The organism is Sphingobium herbicidovorans (genome assembly GCF_002080435.1).
In the GTDB taxonomy this organism is placed as follows: domain Bacteria; phylum Pseudomonadota; class Alphaproteobacteria; order Sphingomonadales; family Sphingomonadaceae; genus Sphingobium; species Sphingobium herbicidovorans.
Genome location: NZ_CP020539.1, coordinates 354,954 through 372,584 on the forward strand (window position 1 = coordinate 354,954; position 17,631 = coordinate 372,584).

At 63.0% G+C, this 17,631-nt stretch carries 17 protein-coding genes; 10 read left to right on the top strand and 7 right to left on the bottom strand.

Annotated features, from left to right (window positions below; genetic code table 11):
• Positions 1–104 precede the first annotated feature (104 nt).
• Together B6S01_RS16300 and B6S01_RS16305 are read left to right on the top strand one after the other, a co-directional pair.
• Positions 105–608 carry a lipocalin-like domain-containing protein gene (locus B6S01_RS16300; protein ID WP_231568061.1) on the top strand — a complete coding sequence of 168 codons (504 nt, stop codon included), beginning with the start codon at positions 105–107 and terminating at the stop codon, positions 606–608.
• A gap of 85 nt (positions 609–693) precedes the next feature.
• A complete protein-coding gene (locus B6S01_RS16305) occupies positions 694–1,029 on the top strand; it encodes a GFA family protein (protein WP_231568069.1) in 336 nt (111 codons plus the stop codon).
• Between the two features lie 84 nt (positions 1,030–1,113).
• Here the strand turns inward: B6S01_RS16305 and B6S01_RS16310 are convergent, their stop codons facing one another.
• The 7 genes from B6S01_RS16310 to B6S01_RS16340 all read right to left on the bottom strand — a co-directional run bounded on the left by B6S01_RS16310 (position 1,114) and on the right by B6S01_RS16340 (position 8,518).
• Complete coding sequence (locus B6S01_RS16310) at positions 1,114–1,509, bottom strand: nuclear transport factor 2 family protein (RefSeq protein ID WP_051908473.1); 396 nt, start codon at positions 1,507–1,509, stop codon at positions 1,114–1,116.
• Positions 1,506–3,194, bottom strand: coding sequence for an FAD-binding protein (locus B6S01_RS16315; protein ID WP_037468038.1), 1,689 nt, complete (start codon positions 3,192–3,194; stop codon positions 1,506–1,508). Before B6S01_RS16315 ends, B6S01_RS16310 begins: the two co-directional genes overlap by 4 nt.
• Before the next feature lie 212 nt (positions 3,195–3,406).
• On the bottom strand, positions 3,407–4,081 hold the full coding sequence (locus tag B6S01_RS16320) for an SDR family NAD(P)-dependent oxidoreductase (protein WP_037468035.1): 675 nt from the start codon (positions 4,079–4,081) through the stop codon (positions 3,407–3,409).
• 171 nt (positions 4,082–4,252) lie between these two features.
• Positions 4,253–5,107, bottom strand: a complete 855-nt coding sequence (locus tag B6S01_RS16325) for an SDR family NAD(P)-dependent oxidoreductase (RefSeq protein WP_051908529.1) — start codon at positions 5,105–5,107, stop codon at positions 4,253–4,255.
• A gap of 27 nt (positions 5,108–5,134) precedes the next feature.
• Positions 5,135–5,929 carry an SDR family NAD(P)-dependent oxidoreductase gene (locus B6S01_RS16330; protein WP_037468032.1) on the bottom strand — a complete coding sequence of 265 codons (795 nt, stop codon included), beginning with the start codon at positions 5,927–5,929 and terminating at the stop codon, positions 5,135–5,137.
• Between the two features lie 27 nt (positions 5,930–5,956).
• Positions 5,957–6,901 (bottom strand): SDR family NAD(P)-dependent oxidoreductase, encoded by a 945-nt coding sequence (locus B6S01_RS16335; RefSeq protein ID WP_157704832.1) that lies wholly within the window; start codon positions 6,899–6,901, stop codon positions 5,957–5,959.
• A gap of 24 nt (positions 6,902–6,925) precedes the next feature.
• Positions 6,926–8,518: a GMC family oxidoreductase gene (locus tag B6S01_RS16340; protein WP_051908527.1), complete on the bottom strand. Its 1,593-nt coding sequence runs from the start codon at positions 8,516–8,518 to the stop codon at positions 6,926–6,928.
• A gap of 308 nt (positions 8,519–8,826) precedes the next feature.
• On the opposite strand from B6S01_RS16340, the gene B6S01_RS16345 reads away from it, so the two are divergent.
• From B6S01_RS16345 to B6S01_RS16380, 8 genes are all read left to right on the top strand, one after another.
• Positions 8,827–9,345 (top strand): SRPBCC domain-containing protein, encoded by a 519-nt coding sequence (locus tag B6S01_RS16345; protein ID WP_051908469.1) that lies wholly within the window; start codon positions 8,827–8,829, stop codon positions 9,343–9,345.
• Between the two features lie 6 nt (positions 9,346–9,351).
• Positions 9,352–10,257 carry a LysR substrate-binding domain-containing protein gene (locus B6S01_RS16350; protein ID WP_081570517.1) on the top strand — a complete coding sequence of 302 codons (906 nt, stop codon included), beginning with the start codon at positions 9,352–9,354 and terminating at the stop codon, positions 10,255–10,257.
• Positions 10,258–10,381: 124 nt separating this feature from the next.
• Entirely contained in the window at positions 10,382–11,368 is a 987-nt protein-coding gene (locus B6S01_RS16355; RefSeq protein ID WP_037468285.1) for an NADPH:quinone oxidoreductase family protein, read from the top strand.
• Positions 11,369–11,382: 14 nt separating this feature from the next.
• A complete protein-coding gene (locus B6S01_RS16360; protein ID WP_037468028.1) occupies positions 11,383–13,467 on the top strand; it encodes a 3-hydroxyacyl-CoA dehydrogenase NAD-binding domain-containing protein in 2,085 nt (694 codons plus the stop codon).
• Complete coding sequence (locus B6S01_RS16365; protein ID WP_037468027.1) at positions 13,464–14,666, top strand: acyl-CoA dehydrogenase family protein; 1,203 nt, start codon at positions 13,464–13,466, stop codon at positions 14,664–14,666. Before B6S01_RS16360 ends, B6S01_RS16365 begins: the two co-directional genes overlap by 4 nt.
• Entirely contained in the window at positions 14,659–15,702 is a 1,044-nt protein-coding gene (locus tag B6S01_RS16370; protein WP_037468025.1) for a phosphotransferase family protein, read from the top strand. The genes B6S01_RS16365 and B6S01_RS16370 overlap by 8 nt, the downstream gene beginning before the upstream one ends.
• A complete protein-coding gene (locus B6S01_RS16375) occupies positions 15,693–16,739 on the top strand; it encodes an alpha/beta fold hydrolase (RefSeq protein WP_037468022.1) in 1,047 nt (348 codons plus the stop codon). The genes B6S01_RS16370 and B6S01_RS16375 overlap by 10 nt, the downstream gene beginning before the upstream one ends.
• Positions 16,736–17,572: a sugar phosphate isomerase/epimerase family protein gene (locus tag B6S01_RS16380; RefSeq protein WP_037468021.1), complete on the top strand. Its 837-nt coding sequence runs from the start codon at positions 16,736–16,738 to the stop codon at positions 17,570–17,572. Before B6S01_RS16375 ends, B6S01_RS16380 begins: the two co-directional genes overlap by 4 nt.
• Positions 17,573–17,631 lie beyond the last annotated feature (59 nt).

Here is a 17,631-nt window from a genome sequence, read left to right on the forward strand (position 1 = left end):
GAAACCTGGCCCTTTTTCTTTTCAGGCCCGGCGAAATCAGGTGCGCTGGCGGCTGGCGATCGCGCGGCCACGATGGCATTATGTTTGCGGGAAGGAACAAGGGCATGACCGGATTGCCTCCAATGCTGGCCCCGCCGGCCATGTCGGATGCACAAGCTCTCGCGGCTCTGGTCGGTGGATGGCAGCTGGTCCTGTGGACGACCTTCCATAGTGATGGCACCAAGGATCACCCGTTCGGTACGGACGCCATCGGCCAGATCATGTACAGCGCCGATGGTCATATGAGTTGTCATCTTATGCGGACGGATCGGCCGCTGTTCGGCAAGCCCAGCGTATATCAGGTGAGCGACGAAGAGCTTGGCCAATCCATGCGGGGCTATAGTGGCTATTTCGGTCGCTTTTCGATCGATGCCGCTGCGGGCGTCATCACGCACCATGTCGATGGAGCATGGTATCCCGACTGGATCGGTTCCGATCAGGCGCGCCGCTTTGCCTTTTCCGGCGACCGGTTGTTTCTGGAGGCGGAGATTGGCACGGATCTGGTGCGGATTGAGTGGCGACGGGTGGTTACGGACGATTCGCGGCGGCTGGCCAAGGGGTTGCGCTGAGTGCGTTCAACGCAAGTTTTGAAGAAATGAAGTATCGGGGAGAATAGGGATGTTGGCCCAGTGCAATTGCGGGCATCTCCGTGCAATGTGCAGTGGCTTGCCGACGCGCGTATCTATTTGCCACTGTCTCAGTTGCAAAAGACGAACGGGTAGCGCTTTTGCGTGGAACGCCAGTTTTCCTGAAGATATGGTGCAGATTGCGGGGGCCTATCACAGCTTTTCCAGAAAGACGGACAGCGGCCGTACCAATGTCTATCATTTCTGTCCGTCATGCGGATCGACGCTATTCTATCATGTCGAGATGCGACCGGGTACAATTTCGATCCCCGTGGGCGCATTCGCCGACCCCGATTTCTCACCACCAACCGTGGAACTGTTCGATGATCGGCGACCGGGTTGGTGCGAAATAGATCTGAGCTGAGCAACTGCCTGCATTAATTCGAAGCATGTCGGAAACGGTGATGCGGATCATAAGGGCGGAAGTCTCCAGCCAGATCATGACCAGTCACCCCGAAAGCCCTTCGATCATGCGCGCGGCCAGCGTTTCGGGCACGCGCAGTGGATTGAGATGCTCGGCGACTGACGAGATCCTTCCTTCCATGAAACCGAATATGAACACATAATTGTTCGAATATGGCTGCCCACCGCCGTAAACGCCTTGGGATCGGACTTCCGCCGCCACGCGGTCATCGTCTGCAATGATGGAGTCGATGCGAAAGGTGAGGCCATCGGGAAAGACGGATTTCAGCATCCGGGGGACGGAGCGGTAGAGGTTCGTATCCATGTTCCCCGAAGCGGTCGTCCAGCATTGCAATTCCGGCGCGAACAGATCGACCGGGAAGGCACCGGCGGTCAGTCCTTCGAAAAATCGAAGTACCTGCCGCCGGTTCGCCTCTTTCACGCGTTGCTGCCGGTCATGTGCCGTGCCGCGACATAGGCCGACGTCATGGCCGGGCCAATGGTCACGCCCGCGCCGGGGTAGCTTTCGCCCATTGCCGAAGCGGCATTGTTGCCCACCGCGTACAGCCCGACTATCGGTTCGCCCGCATCGTCCAGAACCTGTGCCTTTGCATTTGTCAGCAGACCGCCATTGGTGCCGATGTCCCCCGGATAGATGGGGATGGCGTAGAACGGCCCCTTGTCGATCGGACGCAGGCACGGGTTCGGCCCGTGGCGGAAATCGCCATACATCTTGTCATAGGCTGCCTCGCCGCGATGGAATTCGGGGTCCTCGCCCTTCGCGGCATGGGTGTTGAATCGTGTCATCGTTGCGGACAGCGTCGCGGGATCGACGCCGATCTGCCCGGCGAGTTCCTCGATCGAACGACCCTTTTTCAAAATGCTGCGCACGCCTTTGCTGTGAAGGAAAGTCGGCATCAGCGGATAGAGCGGCCCCATCGGGAATTTGTGGCGATATTCCTGGTCAAAGATCATCCAGCTGGGGTTCGCGTCATTATGTTCGGCATCGCGCCGCGCCATCTGCTGACCGACGATATGATAGGAAGCGGCCTCATTCAGATAACGCTTGCCGCTCTGGTTCACCATGATGCAGCCGGGCAGCGCGCGTTCGATGGTGCAAAGGCGGCCGCGATCCTCGCCAGGCACGTAGAAAACCGGAGCGGCCCAGGCGGATTGCAGGTTCAGCGTGCGAGCGCCGATCGCCTCGCCCGCGCGGATGCTGTCGCCGGTATTGCTCGTCACGCCGCCTGAATATTGAGCGGTGGGGTAGAGCGGCGCATTGGCGTTGCGCATCGTCTGGTTCTTGTCGAACCCGCCCGCCGCCAGCACGACGCCCTTGCGGACGCCGATGCGGTAGGGCTTGCCATCCTTTTCAACCACGGCTCCGGTCACGCGGCTGCCTTCACGAACCAGGTCGATGAGGGGTGTCTTCAGCCACAGCGGCACATCTTGCTTGTCGAGCGCCATGCGCAGACCGCCGGTCAACGCGTTGCCCAGCGTCAGGCGACGATCCTTGCGCGAGGTCAGGCGGAAAGGAAGGTCCAGCCAGTAGCGCGACATGTTGACGACCAGATTCTTGATCCAGCCCTTGCTGCGGTAGAGCAGTTCGCTCGTCTCGCTGAAATGCCAGTTGAGATAGCCGAACAGGCTGGCCGCGGGTGAGGCGAACCGCAGGCTGCGGATCTCGTTGCCCAATGGCTTCCCGTTGATCGGCAGCGGCAGGTGCGTGCGGTATCCTTGTGGCGATCCGCCAGGATTTTCCGCGTGATAGTCGGGATAGGGGAAGGCCATAAATTGAACGGGCGTGTTCGCCATCACCCATCGCAGCATGGGCGCTGCGTTATCGACATAGGCGCGGATATTTTCATCGGGTACATTGTCGGCGGACAGGCCGCGCAGATAGGTGAAGGCGTCGTCCAGATTATCCTCAAAGCCCGCGGCCCTGGCGACGTCGCTGCCCGGAATCCAGATGCCGCCGCCCGAGGTGGCCGATGTGCCGCCCCATAGTTCCGCCTTTTCGACGATAAGCACATCCGCGCGATTATGCGCGCCGACCAGACCGGCGAGCAGACCGCCCGCGCCCGATCCGACAACCAGAATATCGACTTCCTTATCCCAATTGCTCATTACTGCCCCATTCCGGTTCCGATATTGACGCGGATGGGCGGGCTTGCCGACGGATGTCGATATTGCGCCGTTCCTCTCCCGCAAACTTCACGCGAACTGTGACCTTCCCTGCCATAATGTCAACTTCTTGCGTAGGTAGGTCGCGATTTTAAAATGCAGCCGTGTGGCGTTTTGTTTGCCATCAGTACACAAGCTGGCGCCGGTCGCAAAGATCAGCAGCGACCGGTCACTGGGATGCACGCACCCGTAACGGCTGCGGCGCTGTCCGAAAGCAGGAACGCGATGACGCTTGCGACCTGTGCGGGGGACACCCAGCGGCTGAAATCGGCCCCCGCCATGTCGGAACGGTTGGCGGGCGTGTCGATGATCGAAGGGAGGACGGCGTTGACGCGCACTCCATTGTCCTTTTCCTCGTCGGCCAGGGCTTCGGTGAGCTTTGCGATCCCGGCCTTGCTTGCGGCATAGGCGCCCATCCCGGCGGCAGCCTTGACCGCTGAGGCTGCGCCTATGCTGACAATTGCGCCGCCGCCTTCGCGCAGGGAGGGCAGGGCCGCTCGCACGGCATTTACCGCAGTGCGCAAGTTGATGTCGAACATTGTGGCCCAGGTGGCGACATCGCCGTCCGCGACGGTTTCCCAGCGGAAAGTGCCTGCGACATTGACGAGCGCCACGACAGGTCCGTTCGCGCCGATCGCTTGATCGATCGCCTTGGCCGCAGCGGCGGGATCGGACAGATCGACGCCGCCCAGATAGGCGTTTGGTCCGGTTGAACCTGCATCGGCGGCGCGGTCGATGCCCGTCACCCTATATCCGGCAGCGACCAGCGCCTGGGTCACGGCCTGCCCCAGCACGCCTGCCGCACCGGTCACGATTGCGTGAGTCTTCATCCCGCTTCTCCTACCTCAAATCCGCGATCCGACGGCTCGCCTATCTACGGGTGTTCTAGAGACATTGCCCCTCTACTTGAAAGAGCGGTGGCGCGCCGATGCGAAAGGGCGGAAAAAGTGCCGAAAGCTCGGCTTAGGGGTAGGCGGGGCCGGACCCGCCTACCCTTCTGATCATATGCCCAGCAACGCGCGCTGTTGTTCGCCCAGTTCCGGATTACTCTGGTCCTGGAAAAAGGCGATACGGCCCGCGACTGCCTGTTCCGTCATTTCCGGCTGGCTGGAGATCCAGAATTTGCGGGCGGCGAGACCTTCGACGAAGACGCGGCAGCCTTCGTCCAGGTCCATGCCGTAATTGGCCATCATATGCGCCATGGTTGCGCGGTGACCAGCGGCGCTTTCGGGTTCGCCCACGCCAGCATCGGCGTCGAAGATGCTGGTTTTCAGCATGCCCGGAATGATCGAGCAGACGTTGATCGGCGCCTTGGCGACCTGCATCTCCAGATAGAGGCATTCGCTGAACGACTGGATCGCGTGCTTGCTCATGATGTAGGCGGTCTGCGTCGGCATCTGGCCGAAGGAGCCGATGGACGCCAGATTGGCGATCCACGCTTCCTGGCCGACGCGCAGCATGTGGGGCACGAAGGCGCGCACGCCGTGCACGACGCCGTGGATGTTGACGTTGAGCGTCGTTTCCCAGCGCGCGGTGGGAATTTCCCACACATTGCCGATGGTTTCGATGCCGGCATTGTTGATCAGCAGGCGAACCGCGCCATGGCGGTCGAACACGTCCTGCGCCAGTGCATCGAGCGCTTCGGGCTTGGACACGTCAAGCTGGATGGCCTCCGCCTTGCCGCCAGCCGCGATGATTTCGGCGGCGACCTTGTCGGCCCGGCCCTTGTCGATGTCGGTGACGACAACGGTCATGCCGATCTGGCCGCAGCGGCGGGCAAAGCCCATGCCGATCCCCGCGCCCGCGCCGGTGATGACGGCGACGCCGCCGGAAAAGACCTTTTCTTCTTCAGTCATGTTCATGCTTCTCCGAAAGGGAAGGGGTCAGATCGATGTCAGCGATGCGGGCGCAGCGGGCAGATAATGGTGGTAATAGCCGGCCGTCCAACCGCCATCGACCGCAAGTTCAGCGCCGCAGATGTAGCTGGCCTCGTCCGAGCAGAGGAAGAGGCTGGCGGCGGCGATTTCCTCGGGCTCGCCGATCCGCTGCAATGGTACGCGTTCATAGCCGTAATTCTTCGCATCGCCTTCCAGCGCCTGCGGGTTGCCCATCGCCGTGTTGACGCCGCCCGGATGCACCGAATTGACGCGCACGCCCTGATGGCCAAATTCCAGCGCCGCGCTTTTGGTAAAGCCGCGCACCGCCCATTTGGAGCTGCTGTAGAGGGACACCGAGTTAACGCCGCGAAGGCCGTCTACCGACGATATGTTGACGATGGCCCCGCGTCCGGCGGCGCACATCTTCGCCCCGACATGCTTGATCCCCAGCATCGTGCCCTTGACGTTGATGCCAAGAACGCGGTCGATGTCTGCGACGCTAAGCTCTGTGATCGGGCCGAAAGCCACGACGGCCGCATTGTTGACCAGCGCATCGATCCGGCCATGGCGGGCGATGACCGCATCGACCAGCGCGGACCAGCTGCCTTCGTCCGACACGTCGAGCCGCTGGAACATCGCGGCATCGCCAATATCCGCAGCCAGTGCCTGGCCTTCCGCCTCCAGCACATCGGCGATGACGACCTTTGCGCCTTCGCGGGCGAACAGGCGCACCGTCGCCTCACCCATGCCGCGCGCGCCACCAGTGATGATGGCGACCTTGTCCTGCAACCTTCCGGTCATTTTACCTGCTTTCCTTGTTGAACTGACTTATTTGATGAAAGCCTTGAACGCTTCCCATGGCACATCCGACGTGTAGAGGGCAGCTTCGTCCATCGATCCTTCGGGGATGTGGAAGCCGGTCGTGTCCATCACCTGGTCGAATTGTGCAAGGGCGGTTTCTGGCGTCCAGTCCTTGTCGGTGGCGCGATAGCCCTGGGTGACGCCTGCGAACACACGCGTATAGCCACCGCCGCCCGCCGTGAACATCTCCCCATTGCAGGGCGTGCTGTCATGCGCGAGCATCGCGACGACCGGGGCAACGGCGCGGGCGGGGAAATCGCGTTCCATGAGGCCGTGAATTTCAGGCCCCATGAGCTGGGTCATGCGGCTTCCCGCGATCGGCATGATCGCGTTGATTTTCACGTCCTTGCCCTGGGCGCGGGTCGCTGAGGCGAGCCCGCGTGTCATCGCCCATACCGCGCCCTTGGCCGCCGGGTAGGGCACCGCGCTCCCCATGCCGAACCAGGATCCGGACGATATGTTCACAATCCGCCCGAAATTCCGTTCCAGCATGCCGTCCCATACCGCCCGGCAAAGGTAGAAGGTGCCGCTGGCCGACACCGCCATATCATTGTCCCATTGTTCATCCGTGACCGTGGCAAGCGTGCCCGAAGCGCTGACAATGCCGGCGTTGTTGACCAATATATCGACCCGTCCCCAGCGTTTTACGGCGTCGCCAACGATTGCCGCAGCGCCTGCTGGCGTTGCTACCGTATCGCCATTGGCTTCGGCCATGCCGCCAGCGTCGCGGATTTCGCGCGCCGCAGATTCGGCATAGCCGCTATCCTTGCCTTCGCCCTGGAAGTTGCCACCCAAGTCGTTGACGAGCACCTTCGCACCACGCGCGGCGAGCAATTTGGCATAGGCTTTGCCCAGTCCTCCTCCCGCGCCCGTTACAATTGCGACCTTGTCGTCGAAACGCATCTCAGACATCGACATCTCCTTTTTTATGGCTTGTCAGGCCTTTAAAATGAAGTCGGCGGCCTTTTCCGCCACCATCATGGTCGGGACATTGGTGTTCCCCCCCGGCACGCGCGGCATGACGGAGGCGTCAACGACACGCAGTCCGGCGACGCCGTGGACCCGCAATTGGGGATCGACGACCGCCATCGGGTCATGTCCCATACGGCAGGTGCCGACGGCGTGGATGTCAGAAATAGCGGTCTCCCGAAGATAGGCGTCCAGCTCGTCATCGGACTGGATGCTGGCGCCGGGCGCGAGTTCTTCGCCACGGAAGGGATCGAAGGGGCTCTGCGCGAAGATGCTGCGCACGGCCCGGATCGCGGCGCGGCCCATCGCCATGTCGTTGCCGGTCGACAGGATGTTGGGATCGATCGACAGGGGCGCAGACGCGTCGGGACCAGTCAGCTTGATCTCGCCCACGCTTTCCGGGTTCAACAGGTCGATATGCGCGAAATAGCCATGCTCCATGATGAGCTTGCGCCCCATCGCTTCATACAGGGCCATGGCGAAATGCACTTTTACATCGGGATGTTCCGCGCCGGGCATGGTCTTTAGATAGGCGCCGATCTCGGCAGGCGGGCTTGCGAGCGGCCCCTTGCGGAACAGGAGGAAGTTCGCGACCGCCTTGGCCGCGACCAGCGGGTGGAAGACGTTGAAGAGCGATACGGGCTGCGTGCAATATTGTTTGACGCTGACCGCCACATGGTCGCGGTAGTTCTGCCCCACGCCCGGCAGGTGATGGACGACCGGCGCGCCGACCCCGCGCAGATGATCGCCATCGCCGATGCCGGATAGCATGAGGATCCAGGGCGAATGGATAGAACCTGCCGACAGGATCACTTCGCGTGACGCGCTGGCCTGTTCAAGCTGTCCAGCGCGCCGCCAGATGATGCCGGTCGCGCGGCCTTCCTCCACAATGACCCGCTCGACATGGGCGCCGGTGATGACGCGCAAGTTCGGACGGCGCAGCGCGGGTTTCAGATAGGCGCGCGCGGCGCTCCAGCGGTAGCCGGCCGAGGCGGTGACATCGGCGGGCACCACGCCCTCCCGCTGCGAACCGCTGGGGTCGTCATTATAGGGGACGCCCGCAGCGACCGCCGCGTCGCGGAAAGCCTTTGCCAGTGGATTGTGGATGCCGGGCCGGGTAACGACCACCGGGCCGCCGCGTCCATGATAGGCTTCCTCGCCGCCCGGCTGGAAATCCTCCAGCTTCTTGAAATAGGGGAGCACATCGTCATAGCTCCACCCCTCGTTGCCAAGCTGACGCCAACCATCATAGTCGGCGGCTGCGCCGCGATCATAGACCATGCCGTTGATCGAGGATGATCCGCCAAGCACCTTGCCGCGCGGCGTATACATCTGTCGCCCGCCGGCATGGGTCTGCGGCACGCTGACATGCATCCATTGGAACATGCCCCGGTACATGATGGGCAAAAGCCCGCCCGGCGCATGGATGAAGACGCTGTTATCCTTGCCGCCCGCCTCAAGCAGCAGCACGCGGTTGCGCGGATTTTCCGACAGTCGCCCGGCAAGGACGCACCCCGCTGACCCTCCTCCTGCGATGATGAAGTCGTATGTGTCAGCCATGATCTCTCCCGCGCGCATCGCCCACGCGTCTTGTCTGCTTCTGAATGTCAGCACGGCGAGACTCGGCGAAACAGCGGGGTCGCATGAGCGCGTGTGACGTCTTGCGTGCTGAATTGGTCAATATGATACGCAGGTCAAGCCTGTTCTGGTGGGCCACAAGACATTGACCCGCTGTTTCGGCCTGCTATTGTCTACGCAAACGGCAAGAGGAATAGGGTGATGGGCGATTATCCGCGTCGTCATGCCTGCCTTTATAGTCCGGGGCCGCCCCTTGCGGCCGCCGATCCATTAGACTCAAGGAGAAGAGGATGTCTGTAGCAAATCAGGTCGCGGAGCGGTTTGACCCGTTTGCCATCTATGATCCCGAAACACTGGTGGCGTCCGATCCGATCGAGATCAACGCGCCTGCCATGGTCATCTGGGACATCCTGACCGACATGCCGCGTTATGGCGAATGGAACCCCTTTTGCGTGTGGGCGCAATCCACGCTCGAAATGGGTGCGCCCGTCTATATGCGGCTCGTCAACTACGCCAATCCCGGCACGCTTGCGCCCAATTGCGAATATGTCTGCGCGTTTGAACCAGGCCGCCTGCTGTCCTGGGAACTGCCCGACAATGAAGCCTGGCCCTATCCGGCCCGTCGTGACCAGATCATCGAGGAATTGGGGCCGGAAAAATGCCGTTACCAATCGACCGATGCCTTTACAGGGCCGAATGGCATCCATGTGATGCGTTTTTGCGGTGAGTGGGTGACGCGGGCGTTCAACGACAGCGCCAAGGCGCTCAAAGCGCGGGCCGAGGCGATGCACCGAGGCGAGTTGCGCTAGGAGCCTGTGAGGATAACATTGCGCCAGATCGCGGTATTCGAAGCCGTCGCTCGCACCGGCAGCGTTGCGGGTGCGGCGGAGGAAATCGGCCTTAGTCCTTCGGCGGCCAGCATGTCGCTGAAGGATCTGGAAACGCATCTGGGCGTGCAGCTATTCGCCCGGTCGGGTCGCCGCATGCTGCTGACCGATCGGGGGCGCCCCATGCTGGAAATGGCGCGCGGCATTTTGGTGCAGGTCGCCGATCTGGAGTCGCTTTCCCTGCCCGAGGAGGTGCGCGGGCGACTGCGCATCGGCGCGGCGGTCCCGGTGGGCGATTATGTGCTGCCCGCCCTGTGCGCCGCCTTCATGCGCCTGCATCCCGGCGTGCGCGTCGAAATGCGCATCATGCCGTCGCACGAAGTGATGGAAGGCGTGCGCAACATGGCGCTGGACGTCGGCTTTGTCGGCGCTCCCGTCAACAGCAGCTATCTGGAGGCCGAACCCTGGCTGCGCGACCGGCTGGTGGTGTGCGCCGCCCCGGACCACCCCCTCGCCAGCCGTGCCAAGGTGCCGCTTGCGGATCTTGCGAACCAGCCATGGGCTCTTGAAAAAACGCTCTCAAGCGAGCGTATTTCCTTCACCGTCGAGACGCTCAAGTCCATGAACTCGCTCAACATCGTCTTTGAAGGGGAAAGCGTCGAGGCGATCAAGCGCATCGTCCGCGACGGGGGAGTGCTCGCCTGCCTGTCCAGCCTGACGGTCGCGGATGAACTGGCGCGCGGAGAACTGGTCGAATTGCCCGTCCCAGAACTGAACTTCACGCGCATCGTCAGCCTGGTGAGCCGCCGCGACACGCAGCAGCCGCAGGCGTGCCGGGCCTTTCACCAATTTGCCCGGCAGTGGGGCGAACAGACTGGCGGATCAGCAAATTAGTTCCTCCTGCCGCTGATGCATCAGTTTTTCTGATGTCATGCGTTGGAAATACGAAATGGTAGCAGCGCTTCTGAAGGCCTAATCATGTCAGGCACGCCCGGTAGGTGTGTTCAAGGAGAGTGATGTGAAAGCCATGATCTGCACCGCGTTCGCGCCGGTTGAAGAGTTGCAACATGGCGATTTTCCCGAGCCTCAAGCAGGGCCGGGGGAAGTGGTGATTGATGTCGTCGCGGCCGGCGTCAACTATCCCGACGTGCTGATCGTGCAGGGCAAATATCAGACCAAGCCAGCCCTACCGTTCGTTCCCGGCAGTGAAGCGGCGGGGCGCATCGCCGCCGTTGGACCTGATGTGACAGGCTTCGCTGTCGGGGACCGCGTCATCGCCTTTACCGGCAGCGGCGCCTTTGCCGAGAAGGTGCGCGTGCCTGCGACGCAGGTATGGCCCGTGCCCGATGGCGTCGATCTGGAAGTCGCGGCGGGCATCGCCATCACCTATGGCACATCCTATCATGCGCTGAAGGACCGCGCGCAGTTGAAGCCCGGCGAAACGCTGCTGGTGCTAGGCGCGGGCGGCGGCGTGGGCCTTACCGCGGTCGAACTGGGGAAGCGCATGGGCGCGCGCGTCATCGCCGCCGCCTCCAGCGCGGACAAGCTCGCGCTGGCGAAGGCGCAGGGCGCGGACGAACTGATCGACTATGCGCAGGAGGATTTGCGCGAACGGATCAAGGCGCTGACGGACGGCAGGGGCGTGGACGTCGTCTATGATCCCGTGGGCGGGCCGATGAACCTGACGGCGGTCAAGAGTCTCGCCTGGGGCGGCCGCCTGCTGGTCATCGGTTTCGCTGGCGGAGACATTCCGTCGATCCCTGCCAATCTACTACTCTTGAAAAGCGCGTCGGCCGTCGGCGTCCTGTGGGGCAACAGTGTGCGCGCCGATCCGGTGACGCAGGGCGCGAACATGCGCCAGTTGCTCAGCTGGCTGGCGGAAGGCGCTTTGAAGCCCGTCATCGATACTCGTTTCGCCCTGCCCGACGCAGTGGCCGCACTCCAGCATCTCGAAAAGCGCAAGGTCAAGGGCAAGGTGCTTTTGACCGTCGCACCCGCATCCTGAACAGGAATCGCCCCATGTCCGATACAGTGAGTTTCCACACCCACGGTGCAATCGCCGAAGCGGTCATCGACAACCCGCCCGTCAACGCCACCTCCGCCAGCGTCCGACAAGGCTTGGCCGAAGCCATCCGCAAACTGGAGTCCGATCCGGCCCTTCACGCGCTCGTCATCCGTTGCGAAGGCAAGACCTTCATCGCGGGCGCGGACATCAAGGAATTTGGTAAGCCCATGGCCGATCCGGGCCTGCCGCTGGTCATGGAAATGATGGACCATTCGACAAAGCCGATAATCGCCGCCGTGCATGGCACGGTGTTGGGCGGCGGCCTCGAAGTCGCGCTTGCCTGCCACTACCGCATCGCCGCGCCGGGCACGAAATTCGGCTTCCCCGAAGTGAAGCTGGGCCTGATGCCCGGCGGCGGCGGCACGCAGCGTACGCCGCGCCTTGCGGGCCTCGCGACCGCGATCAAGCTCGTGACGGAGGGCAATCAGATCGGCACCGACGATGCGCTGAAGTCGAACCTCATCGACGCTGTCGCTACGGGCGGCGATCTCGCGACCGAGGCGCGGGCCTTTGCCGAGAGCCTGATGGCGGAGGGCAAGGGGCCGCGCAGTTCCTCCACCCTGCCCATGCCCGCGGACGATCCGGCGCTGTTCGACGAAGCGCGCAAGACGGTGGCGAAGAAGATGCGTGGGCAGACCGCGCCTTTGCGCGCGCTGGAGGCGATGCGCCTTGGCTATGAGCTGCCCTTTGACGAGGCAGTTCGCCAGGAATTGGCGATCTTCCGCGAATGTATGCACGGCGCTCAGTCGAAGGCGCTGCGCCACATGTTCGCGGCCGAGCGTGAAGTCGCGCGCATCCCCGGCCTGCCAGCGGACTTTCAGACGCGCTCCGTCGAGCGGGTGGGCGTCATCGGCCTTGGCGTCATGGGCCGGGGCATCGTCATGGCGCTGGCAAGCGCTGGCCTCCCCGTCGTCGCGGTGGGGCTCGACGAGGATAATATTGCCGCTGCGATCAAGGCGATCACGAAAATGTGGTCTTCCTCGGTCGCCAAGGGCAGCATGTCGCAAGAGGCGATGGACAAGCGGATGGCGCTGATCACCACCAGCGACGATCCGCGCGACCTTTCCGCCACGCAGCTGGTCATCGAGGCGGTGACCGAGGATCTGGACATCAAGAAGGCGGTGTTCGCCAAGCTGGGCGAAGTGACGCAGCCGGGCACCATCCTGGCGTCCAACACCAGTTTCCTCAATATCGACACGCTGGCGGAGGCGTCGGGCAGGGCCGAGGATGTGTGCGGCATGCACTTCTTCAACCCCGCCCATGTCATGCGCCTGCTGGAAAATGTTCGCGCGGCAAAGACCGATCCCGAAGTCGTCGCAACGATCATGGCGCTGGGCAAGCGCATCGGCAAGCTGCCGGTCCTGTCGGGCGTGTGCGACGGCTTCATCGTCAACCGCATGCTGTCCAAGCGGTCGCGCGAGGGCTTCTTCCTGGTGGAGGAAGGCGCCAAGCCCGCCGACATCGACAAGGTGCTGCTGTCCTACGGCTTTCCGATGGGGCCGTTCGCGTTGGGCGACCTTGCCGGGCTCGACGTGCAGGCCGCCGCGCGCAAGGCTCGCGCCGCGACGGCGACGGAGCGCGAACTGCGCGCCAACTTCGTCGAGCAGATGGTGGCCGAAGGACGGCTGGGGCAAAAGACAGGCTCCGGCTGGTATCTCTATGACGAGAACCGCAAGGCCAGCCCCAATCCGCAAACCGATGCGATGATCGCCGCCCATGCCGAGCGGCATGGGCTTTGCCTGCGCGAAATCGGCGAGGACGAAATTCGCGAGCGGCTTCTCTACGCCATGGTCAATGAAGGCGCGAAGCTGCTGAGCGAAGGTATCGTGCCGCGCCCGCATGAAATCGATGTGGCGCTGGTGAACGGGCTTGGCTGGCCCAGCTATACTGGCGGACCGATGCACTGGGCGGACCAGATCGGCCTCGACAAGGTGCTGGCCCGGATCGAGGCGTTCCGCGCGGAGCAGGGCGACGCCTATTGGACCCCGGCGCCGCTGCTGGAGCAATATGCGCGTGAGGGCAGGGGCTTTTACGCATGAGCTACGAACCCAACGCCAAGACCGCCGACCTGCTCGCCCGGCTGCGCGCCTTCATGGACGCGCATATCTATCCCAATGAGAAAGCCTATTATGAGGAGGTGGCGACCGGCGACCGCTGGGCGCATGTCACGCTGATCGACGACCTGAAGCCGCTGGCGAAGGAAGCGGGGCTGTGGAACCTGTTTCTGCCCGAAAGCACCCATGGCGCGGGGCTCACCAACCTGGAATATGCGCCGCTGTGCGAGGAAATGGGCCGCGTTCACTGGTGCCCCGCCGTCTTCAACTGCGCCGCGCCCGATACCGGCAATATGGAAACGCTCGAACGCTTCGGCACGGAGGAGCATAAGGAACGCTGGCTAAAGCCCATGCTGGCGGGCGAGATGCGGTCGGCCTTCGCGATGACCGAGCCGCAGGTCGCTTCTTCGGATGCGACCAATATCGAAAGCTCGATCGTCCGCGACGGCGATGACTATGTCATCAACGGCCGCAAATGGTGGATTTCCGGTATGGGCGAGGCGGATTGCGCGCTCATGATCTTCATGGGCAAGACCGATCCATCCGCGCCCAAACACAAGCAGCAGTCGATGATCCTGGTGCCGCGCGACACGCCCGGCATCACCGTGCTGCGGCCGATGACGGTGCTGGGCTATGACGACGCGCCGCACGGGCACATGGAAATCCTGTTCGAAAATGTCCGCGTGCCCGCGTCCAACATGCTGCTCGGCGAAGGGCGCGGGTTCGAGATTGCGCAGGCGCGGTTGGGGCCGGGACGCATCCATCATTGCATGCGCATGATCGGCATGGCCGAACGCGCGCTCGAAGCCATGTGCCGCCGGGTGAAATCCCGCGTCGCCTTTGGCAAGCCGCTCGCCGAACAGGGCGTGATTATCGAGCGCATCGCCAACAGCCGCATTATGATCGATCAGGCGCGGCTGCTGACGCTGCATGCCGCGCACCGCATGGACACGGTCGGCAACAAGGTGGCGAAGGCGGACATCGCGATGATCAAGGTCGCGGCGCCCAACATGGCTTGCCAGGTCATCGACTGGGCGATGCAGGCCCATGGCGCGGCGGGCATCAGCCAGGATTTCTTCCTCGCCAGCTACTATGCCCACGCCCGCAAGATCCGGTTCGCCGATGGCCCGGACGAGGTGCACCGTCATCAGCTCGGCCGCCTAGAACTCGCCAAATATGACTGACGTTCGCACGCTCGACACGACGCGGCTGGCGCCTTGGCTGCGCGATCATGTGTCGGGCGCGGACGGAGAAATCAGCGCGGAGAAGTTCGCAGGCGGCCAGTCCAACCCCACCTATTTGCTGTCTGTGGATGGGCAGCCGCGCTTCGTCCTGCGCCGCAAGCCCGATGGCGTGCTGCTTCCGTCCGCTCACGCGATCGAGCGCGAATATCGCGTGACCGACGCGCTCAAGGACAGCGCTGTCCCTGTCGCCCGCCCGCTGGCCTTGTGCGAGGATGACGGCATCGTTGGCACGCCCTTTTTCGTCATGGACTATGTGAAGGGCCGCAATTTTTGGGACGCGCGCCTGCCCGACCTGACGCCTGCTGAGCGCGGTGCCGTCTATGACGAGATGAACCGGGTGCTCGCCGCACTGCATGGCATCGATCCGGCGAATGTGGGCTTGTCCGACTATGGCCGTCCCGGCAATTATTTTGCCCGGCAGGTTGCTCGCTGGACCCGGCAGTATCGCGCCACTGAAACCCGCAGGATCGAGGCGATGGAGCAGCTCATTGACTGGTTGCCCGCCAATGATCCGGGGCTGGAGGCGAACCGCATCGTCCATGGCGACTTTCGCAACGATAATATGATCTTTGCGGACGATAGGCCTCGCGTCGTCGCCGTACTTGATTGGGAGCTATCGACGCTGGGTCATCCGCTCGCCGACCTGGCGCAGCATGTCATGGCCTGGCGTGTGCCGAAGGAGGGCTATCGCGGTCTGTCGGATGCAGACCTTCCGGCGCTGGGCATCCCGTCGGAGGCGGACTATTTGCGCCGCTATGCCGATCGCAGCGGGGCGGGCGTCATCGAACCTGCCCAATGGCGCTATGCGCTGGCTTTCGCGATGTTTCGCAATGCCGGTATCCGCCAGGGGGTTTATCATCGCGCCATGAGCGGCAACGCGTCGAGCGATGCTGCCGCGATCCACGGCGCGCGGGCGGGCGAAATAGCGGGCCTTGCCTGGCGCATCGCCTGTGGGGAAGAAGATGCATGTCTGTGAAAGAGCGCCTGATCGACGTTGGCCGCTACCGCCTTCGGGCGGTGGAGCAGGGCGATGGTCCGCTCGTCCTGATGATCCATGGTTTCCCCGGACTTGCATGGTCCTGGCGGCATCAGATGGCGCCGCTCGCATTGGCAGGCTACCGGGCGGTCGCAATAGACAGCCTCGGCTATGGTGGCAGCGACCGCCCGACTGACCCGGCAGCTTATACCGCCGACAGCATGCAGGATTATCTGACTGCGCTGTTGAACCATTATGATGCGGACAAAGCGTTGATCGTCGGTCAGGATTTCGGCGCTCAATATGCCTGGAACATGGCTGTGCGCGCGCCCGATCGCGTCGCTGGCCTGATCGCCACCATACCCTATGACTATGATCTTGCAGGCCGCGCCATGCTGGGCAGTGCGCCGCGCTTGCCTGCCGACGCGTCCGCGCGGCTGGATGCGTCCTCGCCCGACCGGCTGCCCAGCGAACGCTTCGCCGCGATGGCGCGCGAGCATTTCGTCCATTTCCACTATTTCCAGCAGGTCGGCCCGGCTGAGCGAGAGCTGGCCGATCGCGCGGCGGATTTCCTCGCCCGCATCTTCTATGCGCTCTCTGCCAAAGGCGACCTGTGGAGTTGGAAGACGGTATCTTCGACCGGAAGCGGCTATCTTGACGTTCTGCCGTCCGCGCCGCCGCTGCCCTGGCCATGGCTCAGTCAGGAAGAGTTTGACCGCTTCGTTGCGGAATATGTCGATGCCGAACCGATGCTGCGCTTCATCGGCGGGCTCAACAGCTATCGCACCGCCGACGCCAACTGGCGACTAGGCAAAGTCTGGGCCGATCATGATGTCCGAACGCCTACCTTGTTTCTCTATGGCGCCAAGGACCCGTCCTTCGGTTTCTTTCATGACTGGGAGAAACGGCTGCGCGCCCGCGTGCCGGGTTTGCGGGACATAATCGCCCTACCCGATGCGGGGCATTTCGTGCAGCAGGAGCAACCAGAAGCATTCAACCGCGCGCTGATCGATTTTGCCGGGACTATCCTGCGATGAGTACGACCCTTCGCTTTGCGGGGCATCTGGGCCTTAGTGCGCCTGATCGGCCGCTGCTCGCGCATCTTGGACGTTCGGTCGATCCGCTGGATCAGATCGATGCGCTGGCCGATCACGGCCTTGCCGGGGTGCAGGACCTGCTCCTGAAGCTGCGGCCGGCCATGCAGCAGGCTGCCATGGCGGAACGGATGGCGCGGCGTGGGCTTCATCTTTCCAGTTTCGGCGGCGATCCGATGCACTGGAACCTGCCATTGTGGAGCGCGCAGGATGACGTTGGCCGGGAAGCCCTTCAAGAAAGCGTCGCGGCAAGCTGTGTCCTTGCTGAACGCTTCGGCGGTGCCGGGGCGGTCTGTGTCGCCGGGTTAGACCCCGAACGGTCGCGCCAGTCGCAGCTGGTGGCGATGACCGAAAATCTGAAGCGCCATGGCGAGGCCGCGGTGCGCGGGGGCCTGGTTCTGCTGGTCGAACCGATTGCGCCTGCGCGCATCCCGGGCCTGCTGATCGACCGGCTGGAGGATGCGATCGCCATGGTGCGCGCGGTTGCGACGCCGTCCGTGCGGCTGCTGTTCGATACCGGCCACGTCGCGATGATGGGCCATGATGTGCCAGCCGCCTTGGCGGATTGCGCGGCGGACATCGGACTTATCCAGTTCGCCGACATACCGGATCGTGTCGATCCCGGCCTTGGCCAGCTGGACTGGGCCGCCATTCAACGACAGGTCGCGAAGCATCAATATCGCGGCATCGTTGAACTGGAGTTTGAACCAGTAGATCCGACAGCGGAAGGCGAAGTACGGATGTTGGAACGACTCAAGCGCATCTTCGCAGCTTGACCCACCGCCCGTCCGTCCGGGCAATGTCCTGATCGGCTCCTTATGGCTGCATATGTTGA

What these genes read in the sequence shown, in the direction of transcription:
- B6S01_RS16380 (WP_037468021.1), top strand. Translation starts at nt 16,736, where the DNA reads ATGAGTACGACCCTTCGCTTTGCGGGGCATCTGGGCCTTAGTGCGCCT.
- B6S01_RS16345 (WP_051908469.1), top strand. Translation starts at nt 8,827, where the DNA reads ATGTCTGTAGCAAATCAGGTCGCGGAGCGGTTTGACCCGTTTGCCATC.
- B6S01_RS16300 (WP_231568061.1), top strand. Translation starts at nt 105, where the DNA reads ATGACCGGATTGCCTCCAATGCTGGCCCCGCCGGCCATGTCGGATGCA.
- B6S01_RS16330 (WP_037468032.1), bottom strand. Translation starts at nt 5,929, where the DNA reads ATGACCGGAAGGTTGCAGGACAAGGTCGCCATCATCACTGGTGGCGCG.
- B6S01_RS16370 (WP_037468025.1), top strand. Translation starts at nt 14,659, where the DNA reads ATGACTGACGTTCGCACGCTCGACACGACGCGGCTGGCGCCTTGGCTG.
- B6S01_RS16305 (WP_231568069.1), top strand. Translation starts at nt 694, where the DNA reads ATGTGCAGTGGCTTGCCGACGCGCGTATCTATTTGCCACTGTCTCAGT.
- B6S01_RS16335 (WP_157704832.1), bottom strand. Translation starts at nt 6,901, where the DNA reads ATGTCTGAGATGCGTTTCGACGACAAGGTCGCAATTGTAACGGGCGCG.
- B6S01_RS16365 (WP_037468027.1), top strand. Translation starts at nt 13,464, where the DNA reads ATGAGCTACGAACCCAACGCCAAGACCGCCGACCTGCTCGCCCGGCTG.
- B6S01_RS16360 (WP_037468028.1), top strand. Translation starts at nt 11,383, where the DNA reads ATGTCCGATACAGTGAGTTTCCACACCCACGGTGCAATCGCCGAAGCG.
- B6S01_RS16340 (WP_051908527.1), bottom strand. Translation starts at nt 8,518, where the DNA reads ATGGCTGACACATACGACTTCATCATCGCAGGAGGAGGGTCAGCGGGG.
- B6S01_RS16315 (WP_037468038.1), bottom strand. Translation starts at nt 3,194, where the DNA reads ATGAGCAATTGGGATAAGGAAGTCGATATTCTGGTTGTCGGATCGGGC.
- B6S01_RS16320 (WP_037468035.1), bottom strand. Translation starts at nt 4,081, where the DNA reads ATGAAGACTCACGCAATCGTGACCGGTGCGGCAGGCGTGCTGGGGCAG.
- B6S01_RS16325 (WP_051908529.1), bottom strand. Translation starts at nt 5,107, where the DNA reads ATGACTGAAGAAGAAAAGGTCTTTTCCGGCGGCGTCGCCGTCATCACC.
- B6S01_RS16375 (WP_037468022.1), top strand. Translation starts at nt 15,693, where the DNA reads ATGTCTGTGAAAGAGCGCCTGATCGACGTTGGCCGCTACCGCCTTCGG.